The following is a 13,137-nucleotide window of genomic DNA, read 5'->3' as shown; positions in this document are numbered from 1 at the left end:
GCGTGCTAACCAGGTGCGCGTTCGTTGCATCGAAGGGTCCATGGAACAGCCAGAAGCCCAACTTGCCCGGCGTGCTGCCGAGGGTGATGAGCATGCCTTCCGCATGCTCGTGAACGGCCATGCGCCGCGGGTGTACCAGGTGTGCCTGCGCATCACGGGCGACGCACACCGGGCCGAAGACGCCATGCAAGAGGCGTTTCTGAGCGCACACAAGGCCCTGGGGGCCTTCGAGGAGCGCAGTCGCTTCTCCACCTGGCTGCATCGCATCGCCGTCAACGCGGCCCTGCAGCTGGTCCGGCGCGAGCGCACCTGGGACGAGCGGCGAGCGCAACCGATGCCAATGGCCGATAACGTGGCCCTGGACCCCCTGGACACGGTGGCGGCGGACGGCGTGGCCGACCCCGAACGCGAGGTGGCCAGCGAACTCGCCGGCGAGGCGACGGCACGGGCCCTGCACCAGCTCTCGGGCCTCGAACGCCTCGCCTTCGTGTTGCGTCACTTCGAACAGATGGCCGTGCGCGAGGTGGCCGAACAGCTGGCCATCAGCGAGAGCTCGGTCAAGCAAGCGGTGCTGCGCGCGGTGCGCAAGCTGCGCGTGTCGCTTGCGGACCATCAGGAGTTGGCAAGCCATGCCTGATCAACCCCCCCGGAACGACCCAGCGATGAACGGTCCGACGATGGACGACGACGAACTCATCCTCTATTTCTACGACGAGCTCCCCGCCGAGCGCCGCCAGCAGGTGCGCGCGCAGTTGCTCGACCCCGCCCTGCGCGCCCGCTACGACGCCCTGTGCGCCGACCTCAGCACGGTGGAGCAGCGCTGGGAGGCGTACGAAGGTGCCGAAGTGCCCGAGGACATCGCGAGCCGAGCGTGGGAGGGCGTCGCGGCCAAGCTGCAGCCCGAGGCGCCGGCCCCCGAGACGAGTGGGGCGAGTCCGGCGCCGGAGCCCTCGGCCACGGAGGCGCCACGGCAGGCGCTGTGGATGGCCCTCGCGGCGAGCCTGCTGATCGCCGTCGCCACCGTGTCCTTCCAGGCCGGTCAGCGCAGCGTGCTGCCCGATCCGTCGGGCACCCTGGCGGACGTGCCCACCGAGGGCGCCCCGGGCGCGCAGACCCAGGTCTCTCAAGTGCGTGAGCGCGTGTTGCTGGCGCAGGTGCAACGTCACCTGGGGGCCAGTGAGCGCTTGCTGGTGGACGTGTCCAACGCGTCGGCGCTGCAGGCCAGCGCCCTCGGCGGCACCCTGGGGATGACCGACGAGGCCCTCGAGGCCGAGCGCCAGTGGGCGCGCACATTGCTCACGGCGAACCGCTTGTACCGCTTCGCCGCCGAACGGGCGGGTCAGGATCGCCTCAGCGATCTGCTAGGTGACCTCGAGCCCATTCTCATCGATTTGGCTAACGGCCGGGGTGGCGCCTCGCCGCAGTACGTGGACGCGCTGCGCGAGAGCATCGCGACGCGCGAGCTGCTGCCGCGCGTGCGCGCCCAGCAAGCGGATGGCGCGCGTGCGCTGTCACCCCTCGAATTCTCGCAGGAGGAAGCATCATGAAGACCTTGGGATCGACCCGATCGCTGGCGGCTGCCGTCGCCCTCGCCGTGGGCGCACTGCCGCTCGTGGCCCTACACGCGCAGCCCAGCCCCGAGAGCGAAGCGCTGCAGGAGGAGCGTGCCGAGATCGAGCGCGAGGTGCGGGAGATCGAGCGCCAGGTGCGCGAAGAGGCGCGCGAGCGAGCGCGGGAAGAGCGCGAACGGGCTCGCGAGGCGCGCGATCAGGCGCGCGAGCAGGCGCGGGCCGAGCGGGAGCGTCGCCAGGCCTTCGACGAGGCCCTGCGCGAGGCGCGTCGCGCCCTCGACGAGGGTCGCCTCGACGTGGCGCGGGAGCGCTTCCGCGCGCTGAGCGAGATGGAGGAGCTGAGTTCGGGGGCGCCCCTGTACTGGCTCGCCTACGTGGACGCGGAGAGCGGGCGCATCAGCGATGCCCTGGAGTCGCTGAGCGATTTCTTCCAGCGCTTCCCGCGCGATGTCTTCTTCGACGACGCGATCGCCCTGCGGGTGGAGCTGGCGCGCAAGGCGGGCGATGTGCCGGCGCCACCGAAGCCTCCGAAATCGCCCCAAGGCCCGTCCGAGGTGCTGCGTAACCTCGGGTTGGGCGAGGCCTTCGATGAGGTCATGAACGAGCTTGCCGACCTCAACATCGGCACGGAGATCGAGGAGGCCCTGGCCGAGGCGATCGAGATCTTCGAGGACAGTTGGGAGGAGGCGTGGACCGAGGAGGAGGCGATCACCGTCGAGGAGGAGCTGCAGCTGCTGGCCCTCGACGGGCTGCTGGAGACCAACCCCGATCGCGCCGTGAGCTACCTACGGCAATTCATCACCGGTGAGGGCAGTGGCCCGGCGCGGCGCCAGGCGCTCACCTTGCTGAGTCGTACGGATCACCCGGACACCTCGGCGATTCTCCTCGAGGTGGTGCGCAGCGCAGACGATGAGGAACTGCAGCGCGAAGCCCTGCGCCTGCTGGGCCTCTCGGAGGGCCCCGCCGCCGGGGCGCAGGCGCTGCTCGGTGTGTACGAGGAGCTGCAAGACGAGCACTTGCGTCGCGCCGCGATCGAGGGGCTGATGCTGAGCGAGGACGTGGATGGCTTGCTGACCGTGTTCCGCCAGGAGCCGTCAGCGGACCTGCGGGCGCACGTGGTGCGCCACCTCGGCATGCTCGGGGCGCTGGATTCCCTGCGCACGCTCTACCGCGACGAGGACTCGCCGCGCGTGCAAGCCGCCATCCTCGATGGCTTCGCCCTCGCCGGCGACGCGCAGATGCTGATCGACATCGCCTCCTTCAGCGATGACGAAGGGGTGGTGAAGCGCGCCGTGCGGGCGCTGGCGGTGGTGGGCAACACGCGGGAGACGGCGCAGGCTCTAGACGACCTGTTCGTGCGTTACCGCGGATCGCCCTCGGTGCAGCAGGTGATCGCCGACACGCTCGTCTCCATGGACGACGGCGACACGCTCGTGAGCCTGTATCGCCGGGCGGACGACACGCGGGAGCGGGCGCTGCTGGTGGAGCGGTTGCGGCTCGTGGGCGGCGATGCGGCCGAGGCCGTCTTCCTGGAGATCCTCGACGCCGGCTCCTAGCCTAGTGCCCTGTTCCGAACACGAAAGTGTGATGGACGTCTCGCGGGCGTCCATCTCGGCCTGCGGGCCTGTCGGGTCTTTGACGTAGTCGCAGGCAGGGGCGGCGAAATGGGCGCACGGTGGCCGCTATCTACGAGGATAGCGAGCGTCGAGGTTACCCATGCCGTCCCGCAGTCTGCTCACGATCATGATCATCGCCTTCGCGCTGAGCGCCGTGTGCGCCCTGGCCCTGGTGCAGGTCAGCCGCGATGGCAGCCAGGTGCTCGCCGTCCAACGTGCCGCCCAGCCGGTGCTCGCCCTGCAGGACGCCATGCTCCCCGGGCAGGTGGAAGCGCTTCGCGTCGATGCCCTCAGCGGTGTCCTGCGCGAGGTGGAGCGCGACGCTAGCAAATGCCTTGGCACCCTGTCGCCCACCACGCGGGTGTTGCTGCTGCCGCAGGGGCAGGGCCGCTTGCTGAACGGGCTCTGCGACGAGCGCGCCAGTGCCGCAGAGGCGCTCATCGCCCAGCTGCGCACCTTGCCCTCCGGCGAGATCACCCTCGGCACCTTAGCGCCCCGTGAGGTGGCGACGATCGGCGCTCAGGTGAGCCTGATCGGTGCCCTGACCCGACGCTACGACGCTGCCCTGGCGGGCGCCTACCAGGTGGCGCTCACGTCGCTTCTCTCCACCGTGCTCGCCCTGGGCGCCGCGGTGGTGATGGTGGCGGGGTTGTCGCTGCTGCGCATGTTGCGCGCGGTGGTGGCAGCGACGTCGGCGGCCTTGGCGCAGGTGCGCGAGGTGCCGGCCCTGGCCCTGGTCGGGCGCCGGGAACTGCGCACGACGCTCGATCGGGCCCTCGACGTGGGCACGCGCCGCGCGCCGGGGGAAGCCCCCTCCGTGCTCTACTTCTTTGCCCTGGAGCGCCCCGACTGGGCCCACGGCGACGACGGTGCAGACGAGCGCTGGCGCGAGGTCCTGAGCGCGGCTCAAGGTCATCTCGCGGCGCGCGTGCGCGGCGACGACATGGCCTGTGCCCTGGTCAGTGACGAGCTCGTGCTGCTGGCGCGGCGCGTGGCCGATCTCGACCAAGCGAAGCTGCTAGGTCAGCGCATCATGGATTGCCTCGACGTACCCTGCGACGTGGACGGCGAGCGCTACCAGCCCGACGTCCACGGCGGCTTCGCCCTCTACCCGGATCACGCCACCGACGCGGACGCCCTCGTGCGCGGCGCCGAGAAGGCGTTGCGCGAAGCTAAACGCCAGGGGCATCGCCAGCTCGTGTGCTTCAGCCACGAGGACGACGATCAAGCGCAGGTGGACGCGCGCGCCGCGATCGACGCGGAGTTGCCGCACGCGCTCGCCCGCGGTCAGCTATCGCTCGCCTACCAGCCGGTGGTGAACTTGCGCAAGCAGGGCGCCGAGAGTGTGGAGGCCCTGCTGCGCTGGCAGCACCCGACGCTCGGCGAGGTGTCGCCGAGCACGTTCATTCCCCTGGCCGAGCAGTCGAACCTGATCCTGCCCATCGGCGAGTGGGTGCTCACCGAAGCCCTGCGTCAGGTACGTGCCTGGCGGGGCGAGGGGCACGAGGGCGTGCGGGTGGCGGTGAACGTGAGCGTTCGCCAGTTGCTGGGCCAGGACGTGGCCGCGCTCGTGAGCGACACGCTGGCCCAGTTCGATCTCGGCGGCGATGCCTTGCTGCTGGAGGTGACCGAGGCGGTGCTCATGCAGGAGCGCGAGCGGGCCTGGAAGGCGCTGGCGCAGGTGCGCGAGATCGGCGTGCACGTGGCCATCGACGATGTGGGCACCGGCTACTCCTCGCTCGGCCAACTGGCCAGCCTGCCCCTCGACTACCTCAAAATCGACGGCTCCTTCATCAGCGGCGACGGCCTGCAGACGGACGCCCAGCGCGCGGTGATCCGTTCGGTGATCGGCCTTGCCGAGGGCCTTGGCGTGCAGGTGGTGGCCGAGGCGGTGGAGGACGAGACCGTCGCCGCGTACCTGGCCGACGCGGGCGTTCGCTTCGCCCAAGGGTTCCTGTTCTGCCACCCCGTGGCCGCCGACGAGGTGGACTGGGCGGCGAGCTACGCCGACAGCCTGCCCCAGGACGGCGATCCGGAGCGCCTGCTCAACGTCTGGTGAGCGGGCGTGACGCGCCCGCGTTGACTTCCCCTCCCGGCGCGCTACCGTGCGCGGATGGCTGACGAATCCGCGCGCCTGCGCGTCGACAAGTGGCTCTGGGCCGCTCGCTTCTTCAAGACCCGCTCCCTCGCCAGTGAGGCGGTGAGCGGTGGTCGCGTGCACGTGGAGCGCGAACGCGTGAAGTCCTCGCGCCCCGTGAAGGTGGGCGACCGGGTGATGATCTCGCGCGGGTCCACCATGATGGAAGTGGTGGTGGAGGCGATCAGCGAACGCCGCGGCAGCGCCACGGACGCGGCGAAGCTCTACTCGGAGACGGAGGAGAGTCGCGAGCGGCGCGAGCGGGAATCGGCGCAGCGTTCCCTGGCGCGGCAGCTCGTGGTGGCGCCGGAGCGGCGGCCGGACAAGAAGGAACGTCGGCAGCTGGCGCGCATCCGTCGCGGCGGCGAGTCGCCACCGGAATAGGCAGTCGTCATGCCGAGGCCAAGCACCCCGCAGATCGCGGTCGATGTGGTGATCGAACTCGTCGACCAGCCCGACCTTCCCATCGTGCTCATCGAACGCGCGCACCCACCGCCCGGATGGGCCCTACCGGGCGGGTTCGTCGACGTGGGGGAGACCCTCGAAGACGCTGCCCGCCGAGAGATGCGCGAGGAGACGGGGCTAGCCGTGCACCTTCACGCCTTGCTCGGTGTGTACTCCTCGCCGCAGCGCGATGCGCGGGGGCACACGGTGGGCGTGGTGTACGTGGGGACGGCGCACGGAGAGCCCGTGGGGGGCGATGATGCGGCCGTCGCGCGGGCCTTCGCACCGGGCGCGCCGCCGCCGCTGGTCTTCGATCACGACACCATCCTCGCGGACTATCTGGCCGTGCGCGATCGCCTCGATCGCACGGCTCGGGTGGCGCCACGCGCCGGCACCAGCCTGGCCGTTCCCGTGCGCTGATTCGCGCCACCAGCGGCCCCCTCGAAGGGACTGGCCGCGCACGCTTCTCCTGTACAATCCGCCTTTGCTCAGCGGCGGCCCCGAGGGCCCGCCGCGCCGCGTGATGCGAGCACGCCCAAGACGTGTAAGGAGACGACTATGGCAACCCGCGATCCCCTGACGCCGACGGCCCCGACGCCGTTCGTGCTGGGCGCCAACGCCCGGCCCTGGCCGAGCGTGCACGAGGCGCTGCGCGGCGAGTATCTGGCGGACGAGACGGAGTCCGTGCGCGCCCTGATCGCCCTCGCGCGCCCGGACGATGGGCTGCGCCGGGAGATCCGGGAGATCGCCATGCGCCTGGTGGAGGCCGTGCGTCGCACGCGGGGCTCCTACGGCGGCATCGATGCGTTCCTGCAGGAGTACGACCTTTCCTCGCAGGAGGGCATCCTCCTTATGTGCATCGCCGAGGCGCTGCTGCGCATCCCCGACGCCGACACGGCGGACAAGCTCATCGCCGAGAAGATCGGTGCTGGCAACTGGGCCGAGCACCTGGACGGGGAGAGCTCCACCTTCGTCAACGTGTCCACCTGGGGTCTGATGTTCACGGGCCGCCTGCTCGGTTCGGACACGGACGCCGTGGTGCGCGAGCCGCGCCAGCTCATCTCCCGCCTCGCCGGTCGCGTCGGCGAGCCCGTGGTGCGCCAGGCCATGCGTCAGGCGATGCGCATCATGGGCCACGAATTCGTGATGGGGCGCACCATCGGCGATGCGCTAAAGCGTGCGCGCAGCCGCGACAACGCCGCCTATCGCTACTCCTACGACATGCTCGGCGAGGCTGCGCTTACCGCCGAGGACGCCAGCCGCTACTTCGATGCCTACGCCGGCGCCATCGAGGCTATCAGTCGCGCCAAGGAGGCGGGGCAGAGCGAGATCACCGCACCTAGCATTTCCGTCAAGCTCTCCGCCTTGCATCCGCGCCTCGAACTCGCCCAGCGCGAGCGCGTGCTCGCCGAGCTCACGCCGCGGGTGCAGTCCCTCGCCGAGCAAGCGCGCGACGGCGGCATCGGCCTGTGTATCGACGCGGAGGAGGCCGAGCGCCTGGAGCTGCAGCTCGAGGTGTTCGAGCGCGTGTTCCGCGAGCCAGCCTTGAACGGATGGAACGGCTTCGGCCTCGCCCTGCAGGCCTATCAGAAGCGTGCGCTTAAGGGCGTCGGTTGGCTGGAAGCCCTCGCTGCTTCCCAGGGGCGGATGATCCCCGTGCGCCTGGTGAAGGGCGCCTACTGGGATACGGAGATCAAGCGCGCTCAGGAGCGTGGTCTCGACGGCTACCCCGTGTTCACGCGCAAGGCCTCGACGGACGTCAGCTACCTCGCCTGCGCGCGGCGCCTGCTCCTCGAGAGCCCGCACCTCTACCCGCAGTTCGCTACGCACAACGCGCACACGCTCGCCAGCGTCTACTGCATCGCCAAGTCACGCCCCGGCGCGCCCACCGACGGCTACGAGTTCCAGCGCCTGCACGGCATGGGCGAGGAGCTCTACCAGGAGGTGATCGGCGAGGATCAGTTGAACGTGCCGTGCCGCGTGTACGCGCCCGTCGGCAGCCACGCGGATCTCTTGCCCTACCTCGTACGACGGCTGCTCGAGAACGGCGCCAATACGTCCTTCGTCAACCGCATCGTGGACGAGCAGGCGCCGGTGGATGAGATCATCGCCGAGCCCGTGGACGTGATCGAGGCCGCGCGCACGATCCCGCACCCGCGGATCCACCTGCCCGAGGCCATGTTCCCCGATCGGCGCAACGCGCCCGGCATCAACCTCCACGACCCCGAGGCGCTCGGCCGCCTCGCCGAGGAGATGAGCGCCTCGATGGCCGGCGACACGCGGGAAGCGCCCGCCCTGGTCGACGGCCAGCCCGTGGGCACGCGCGAGGTCGACTCCACCGACCCCAGCGACGCACGGCGAGTGATCGGTCAAGTGCACTTCGCCGACGAGGCCGCCGCCGACCGCGCCCTGGAAGTCGCCCATCGCGCCCAGCCCGAGTGGGACCGCACGCCCGCCGAAGAGCGAGCTGCCATTCTCGAGCGCGTCGCCGACGCCTTCGTCGAGCACCGCGGCGAGCTCCTCGCCCTGTGCGTGCGCGAGGCCGGCAAGACCATCCCCGACGCCATCGCCGAGTGGCGCGAGGCGATCGATTTCCTTCGCTTCTACGCCGCCCAGGCGCGGCGCGAGTTCTCCGCGCCTACCGTGTTGCCCGGGCCCACGGGCGAGAAGAACACGCTGCGCCTGACCGGGCGGGGCGTGTTCGTCTGCATCAGCCCGTGGAACTTCCCGCTCGCGATCTTCACCGGCCAGGTCGCCGCTGCGCTGGCCGCCGGCAACGCCGTGATCGCCAAGCCCGCGGAATCCACCTCGCTGGTCGCAGCACGCGCGACCGAGCTCATGTACGAGTGTGGCGTGCCGCACGCCGTGCTCGCGTTCCTGCCCGGCGAGGGGCGGGTAGTCGGCGCGCGACTCACGCAGGATCCTCGCGTGGACGGTGTCGCGTTCACCGGTTCCACGCAGACGGCCTGGGGCATCTCCCGGGCCCTCGCCGCGCGCGATGCGCCCATCGCCTCGCTGATCGCCGAGACCGGCGGGCAGAACGGCATGCTCGTCGACAGCTCCGCGCTGCCCGAGCAGGTGGTGTTGGACGTGGTGCAAAGCGCCTTCAACAGCGCCGGTCAGCGCTGCTCCGCCCTGCGCGTGCTCGCCCTGCAGAAGGAAATCGCGCCGCGGGTGCTCGAGCTGCTCGAGGGCTACACGCAGGAACTCGTGATGGGCGATCCCGGCCTGCTCTCCACCGACGTCGGCCCCGCCATCGACCGCAACGCCCAGCAGATGTTGTGCGGGCACATCGATCGCTTCGCCGCCGCCCGGCGCGTGCTCTTCCGCCGCCGCCCCGGCGCCGCCGTCGAGCACGGCCACTACGTCGGCCCCGCCACGCTGCAGATCGAGAGCATCAGCGAGCTCGAGCGCGAGGTGTTCGGCCCCGTGCTCCACGTGCTCACCTACGAGTCCAGTAAGCTCGACAACGTGCTGGATGCGCTCAACGGTACCGGCTACGGCCTCACGCTCGGGGTGCATTCGCGCATCGACGGCATGGGCGAGTACGTCGCCAGCCGCGTGCGCGCCGGTAACGTGTACGTGAACCGCAACATGGTCGGCGCCGTGGTGGGCGTGCAGCCCTTCGGCGGCCGTGGCCTCTCCGGCACCGGCCCCAAGGCCGGCGGCCCGCACTACCTGCACCGCTTCGCCCACGAGCACACGGTGACCATCAATACCGCCGCCGTCGGCGGCAACGCGAGCCTGCTGTCGCTGAATGCGGAGTAGGGTGGCAGATCAGCAGACCAGCGGGATCGGCAGACAGGAGAGTTCACCCCGTGAGCATCAGCGTTTTCGATATCTTCAAGATCGGCATCGGCCCGTCCAGTTCGCACACGATGGGCCCCATGAACGCCGCTCGGGAGTTCGCCACCGGCCTCGCCGCTGACGGCATCCTGGGTGACGTGCACCGCGCCGAGGTGATGCTCTTCGGCTCCCTCGCCCTCACCGGACGCGGCCACTGCACCGATCGCGCCGTGCTCCTCGGCCTCGAAGGCGCCGACCCCGCCACGATCGACCCCGAGACCATCGAACCCACGCTCGCCCGCATCCGCGGCGAGAAGCGGCTGCGCCTCGCCGGCGAGCGCGAGATCGAGTTCGTCGAGGCCAACGACCTCGTCTTCATCGGCGGCGAGCAGCTGCCGCGCCACCCCAACGGCATGCGCTTCATCGCCCTCAACGACGCCGACGAGACGCTGCGCAGCGAGGAGTACTACTCCATCGGCGGCGGCTTCATCACCCGCGGCCATGCCTCCCTCGAGCAGGTGGTCGGCCACGCCGTGCGAATCAAGTACCCCTTCCGCAGTGCCCAGGACCTCCTCGACCTCGCCGCCGCCGACGACCTGCGCCTCGACCAGCTCGCCATGGTGAACGAAACCGCTTGGCGCACCGAGGCAGAGGTCAACGCCGGCCTCGACCACATCTGGCAGGTGATGCAGGACTGCGTGCAGCGAGGCATGTCACGCGAGGACGTGCTCCCCGGCTCCCTCGCCGTGCGCCGCCGCGCCGCCAAGCTCGCCAAGCGCCTGCGCGAGGGTGATGCCGACAAGTCCGATTGGGTGAACGTGTTCGCCATGGCCGTGAACGAGGAGAACGCCGCCGGCGGCAAGGTGGTGACATCTCCCACCAACGGCGCCGCCGGCATCGTGCCCGCCGTGCTGCACTACTACTGGGAGTTCGTCGACGGCGCCGACATCGAAGGCGTGCGCCGATTCCTCCTCGTCGCCGGCACCATCGGCATGCTCTACAAGATGAACGCCTCCATCTCCGGTGCCGAGATGGGCTGCCAGGGCGAGGTCGGCGTCGCCTGCTCCATGGCCGCCGCCGGCCTCGTCGCCGCCAAGGGCGGCTCCAACACGCACATCGAGAACGCCGCCGAGATCGGCATGGAACACAACCTAGGGCTCACCTGCGACCCCATCGCCGGCCTCGTGCAGATCCCGTGCATCGAGCGCAACGCCATGGGCGCCGTGAAGGCCATCAACGCCACGCGCATGGCCATGCACGGCGATGGCGTGCAGAAGGTATCGCTCGATCAGGTGATCGCTACGATGCGGCAGACCGGTGAAGACATGTCGCATCGGTACAAGGAGACGTCCCTCGGCGGGCTCGCGGTGAATGTCATCGAGTGTTGAGTCGTTGGTGAGTGGTCGGGGGCGTCAGTCGCCCGAGCGGCGCTTGAGCAGTTCGTCCAGCTGACCCAGCAGGCGTCGCAGGAGGGTAGGGGACGCCGCCGCGTCCTCCTTCGCCTCGGGTGCCGCCGGACCCGCCGGTACTGACGCCGGGTCAGGCCGGGGCGGCGTGTAGGGCATCGGCACCGGAAACGGTCGTTCAGCCGCCGCCAGGTCCGAGAGCGGCGATCTCACGTTGCTCGCTCCGCGATCCACCACGTGGGTGTAGATCTGGGTGGTGCGCACGCTGCGGTGGCCCAGCTGCTCCTGCACCGTGCGGATGTCTGCGCCGCGCTGGAGCAGGTGGGTAGCAAAGGAGTGGCGCAGGGTGTGGCAGGAGGCCGCCTTGTCGATGCCCGCCGCGGCGATGGCCTCCCGCACCACCCGCTGCACCGTCGACTCCGACACGTGGTGCCGGCGTACCGCCCCGGTGCGCGGACAGGTGGACAGGACACCCGACGGAAACACGTACTGCCAGGCAAACTGCATCGCCGCCCGCGGGTACTTGCGAGAGAGCGCGTGGGGCAGCTCGACTCCCGCCACCTTCGCCTCGATATCCGCCTGGAACAGCTCCCGACGCTCGAGGAGATGGGCACGCAGGGGCTGCACGAGCTCCTTCGGCAACGTCACCACCCGATCCTTGGCACCCTTGCCGCTGCGCACGATCACCGCGAGGTTGTCGAAATCGAGGTCTTTGACCCGTAGGCGCAGCACCTCCATCAGGCGCAGGCCACTGCCGTACATCAACGCTGCCATCAGCCAGCGCGTGCCGTCGAGCTGGTTCAGGAAGCGGGCGATCTCGTCGGCGCTTAGCACCACTGGGACCTTTTTGTGGGTCTTGGCGCGGACGAACATCACCATGTCGTCGCCTAAGGGCCGCTCCAGGACTTCCCGGTACATGAACGCGAGGGCATTGAGGGCCTGATTCTGGGTGGCGGGGGCTACGTGATGGTTGACGGCCAGGTCTGTGAGGAAAGCGACGACTTCCTCCTCGCCCATCTCGGTGGGGTGGCGCTTGTGGTGGAAGAGGATGAAGCGCTTGCACCAGAGGACGTAGGCATCTTCTGTGCGCAGGCTGTAGTGGCGCAGGCGGATGGTTTCGCGGATGGTGTTTAGGAAGGGGGATTGGCTGCGTTTGGGTGGGGTGGTAAATGTCTGATTCGGGTGTTCTCTGGGTGGGCCAGCGGGGCCGTGAGGCGGGTGTGGAGGCTTGTCGGGTTGTTTGGTATCCGGCATGACGGATATCGTACGGATCGGTGCCGGAAATTGGGGCGCATATCAAGTAAGAAGCGCTTGATATGCGGCTGCCCTTAGCCGCGTGGTGGGATAATCAATGGGTTGCGGTGAGGCAGAACTGCGTTCGGGTGGGTTGGATATGATGGGTGACGTGATTCTCGCTCGGGCCCAATGGTTGTTAGGCGTCAGCAAGTACCGCTCTGGCAGTGACTAGTGCAGCAGCAAGAAGGGGCACGCGGTGCAGTCTGACAAGAGTGTGCCCAAACTCACCATCGACTATGTGCTAGATGGGACCGGATGGGCGACGGCAGTCTGGGATCATGGCACGCGCGTAGAGATGACGGCTTCGTACCTTCACGATAGTCTCGATGAGTTGGCGGAGAGCGTGTTGGTCCTTCGCCGTAGTTCTGAGATGAAGGTCTCCTTCTTCGACGAACCGGGTGAGCACCAAGTTGTGCTGCATCGCGAGGGTGAAGTTCTGAGTTACTCCATACGTTGGTTCCACGATTGGGTCGAGTGGGGATTGTGTTCTCCCGATCGATTCCGGGTTGTCGCCGAAGGGACGGTTCTCTTCGCTCGATACTCACAGCAGGTGTCGAGTGTGCTGTATCGACTTCTACGAGAGCACGGGGAAGACGGGTATCGCTCCAAGTGGGTAGAGCATCCGTTTCCGATCGATAAGTACAAAGTGGTGGTTGGCGGTTCGGATGGTGACGCCTAACATGCGGGTGGAGCCGACATTTGCAATCCGGCGCCCGGCGTTGCCACTCTGGTTGCCGCATTGCAAATGCGGCTCACGGTGAATTCAAGGACTCACCGCAACACCCTATCCGCTAGTCTTCTCCAACGAAGAGGAGATCGAGATGGGAAACACCAGCCAGCATCGTATGGGCGCGGAGGACAGAGCGAAGCTCTGGGATCTG

General features: G+C 68.9%; 10 protein-coding genes. 9 read left to right on the top strand and 1 reads right to left on the bottom strand.

Annotation, left to right across the window (positions count from 1 at the left end; all coding sequences use genetic code 11):
- Nucleotides 1-40: 40 nt before the first annotated feature.
- The 8 genes from AAF184_12535 (at nucleotide 41) to AAF184_12500 (ending at nucleotide 10,942) form a co-directional block, all read left to right on the top strand.
- Nucleotides 41-637 (top strand): sigma-70 family RNA polymerase sigma factor, encoded by a 597-nt coding sequence (locus AAF184_12535; GenBank protein ID MEO0423160.1) that lies wholly within the window; start codon nucleotides 41-43, stop codon nucleotides 635-637.
- The gene (locus tag AAF184_12530) at nucleotides 630-1,547 is read left to right on the top strand and encodes a hypothetical protein (protein ID MEO0423159.1); all 918 of its coding nucleotides are present in this window, start codon (nucleotides 630-632) and stop codon (nucleotides 1,545-1,547) included. The genes AAF184_12535 and AAF184_12530 overlap by 8 nt, the downstream gene beginning before the upstream one ends.
- Entirely contained in the window at nucleotides 1,544-3,127 is a 1,584-nt protein-coding gene (locus tag AAF184_12525; GenBank protein MEO0423158.1) for a HEAT repeat domain-containing protein, read from the top strand. Before AAF184_12530 ends, AAF184_12525 begins: the two co-directional genes overlap by 4 nt.
- Nucleotides 3,128-3,287: 160 nt before the next feature.
- Complete coding sequence (locus tag AAF184_12520) at nucleotides 3,288-5,246, top strand: GGDEF domain-containing phosphodiesterase (GenBank protein ID MEO0423157.1); 1,959 nt, start codon at nucleotides 3,288-3,290, stop codon at nucleotides 5,244-5,246.
- A gap of 54 nt (nucleotides 5,247-5,300) precedes the next feature.
- A complete protein-coding gene (locus tag AAF184_12515) occupies nucleotides 5,301-5,708 on the top strand; it encodes a S4 domain-containing protein (protein ID MEO0423156.1) in 408 nt (135 codons plus the stop codon).
- A 9-nt stretch (nucleotides 5,709-5,717) separates the two neighbouring features.
- Nucleotides 5,718-6,188 (top strand): NUDIX hydrolase, encoded by a 471-nt coding sequence (locus AAF184_12510; protein ID MEO0423155.1) that lies wholly within the window; start codon nucleotides 5,718-5,720, stop codon nucleotides 6,186-6,188.
- Between the two features lie 138 nt (nucleotides 6,189-6,326).
- Nucleotides 6,327-9,536, top strand: coding sequence for a bifunctional proline dehydrogenase/L-glutamate gamma-semialdehyde dehydrogenase PutA (putA, locus tag AAF184_12505; protein ID MEO0423154.1), 3,210 nt, complete (start codon nucleotides 6,327-6,329; stop codon nucleotides 9,534-9,536).
- Between the two features lie 50 nt (nucleotides 9,537-9,586).
- On the top strand, nucleotides 9,587-10,942 hold the full coding sequence (locus AAF184_12500; protein ID MEO0423153.1) for an L-serine ammonia-lyase: 1,356 nt from the start codon (nucleotides 9,587-9,589) through the stop codon (nucleotides 10,940-10,942).
- Nucleotides 10,943-10,966: 24 nt separating this feature from the next.
- Here the strand turns inward: AAF184_12500 and AAF184_12495 are convergent, their stop codons facing one another.
- Complete coding sequence (locus tag AAF184_12495; protein ID MEO0423152.1) at nucleotides 10,967-12,214, bottom strand: integron integrase; 1,248 nt, start codon at nucleotides 12,212-12,214, stop codon at nucleotides 10,967-10,969.
- 238 nt (nucleotides 12,215-12,452) lie between these two features.
- On the opposite strand from AAF184_12495, the gene AAF184_12490 reads away from it, so the two are divergent.
- Entirely contained in the window at nucleotides 12,453-12,935 is a 483-nt protein-coding gene (locus AAF184_12490) for a hypothetical protein (protein ID MEO0423151.1), read from the top strand.
- Nucleotides 12,936-13,137: the final 202 nt, after the last annotated feature.

This window comes from Pseudomonadota bacterium (genome assembly GCA_039815145.1).
Classification (GTDB): Bacteria; Pseudomonadota; Gammaproteobacteria; order Steroidobacterales; family JBCBZW01; genus JBCBZW01.
The sequence above is the reverse complement of the archived record's forward strand: the minus strand, read 5'-3'. Positions and strand labels throughout refer to the sequence as shown.

Coding starts and splice junctions, on each gene's coding strand:
- putA (MEO0423154.1), top strand. CDS start 6,327: ATGGCAACCCGCGATCCCCTGACGCCGACGGCCCCGACGCCGTTCGTG.
- AAF184_12515 (MEO0423156.1), top strand. CDS start 5,301: ATGGCTGACGAATCCGCGCGCCTGCGCGTCGACAAGTGGCTCTGGGCC.
- AAF184_12525 (MEO0423158.1), top strand. CDS start 1,544: ATGAAGACCTTGGGATCGACCCGATCGCTGGCGGCTGCCGTCGCCCTC.
- AAF184_12530 (MEO0423159.1), top strand. CDS start 630: ATGCCTGATCAACCCCCCCGGAACGACCCAGCGATGAACGGTCCGACG.
- AAF184_12510 (MEO0423155.1), top strand. CDS start 5,718: ATGCCGAGGCCAAGCACCCCGCAGATCGCGGTCGATGTGGTGATCGAA.
- AAF184_12535 (MEO0423160.1), top strand. CDS start 41: ATGGAACAGCCAGAAGCCCAACTTGCCCGGCGTGCTGCCGAGGGTGAT.
- AAF184_12520 (MEO0423157.1), top strand. CDS start 3,288: ATGCCGTCCCGCAGTCTGCTCACGATCATGATCATCGCCTTCGCGCTG.
- AAF184_12495 (MEO0423152.1), bottom strand. CDS start 12,214: ATGCCGGATACCAAACAACCCGACAAGCCTCCACACCCGCCTCACGGC.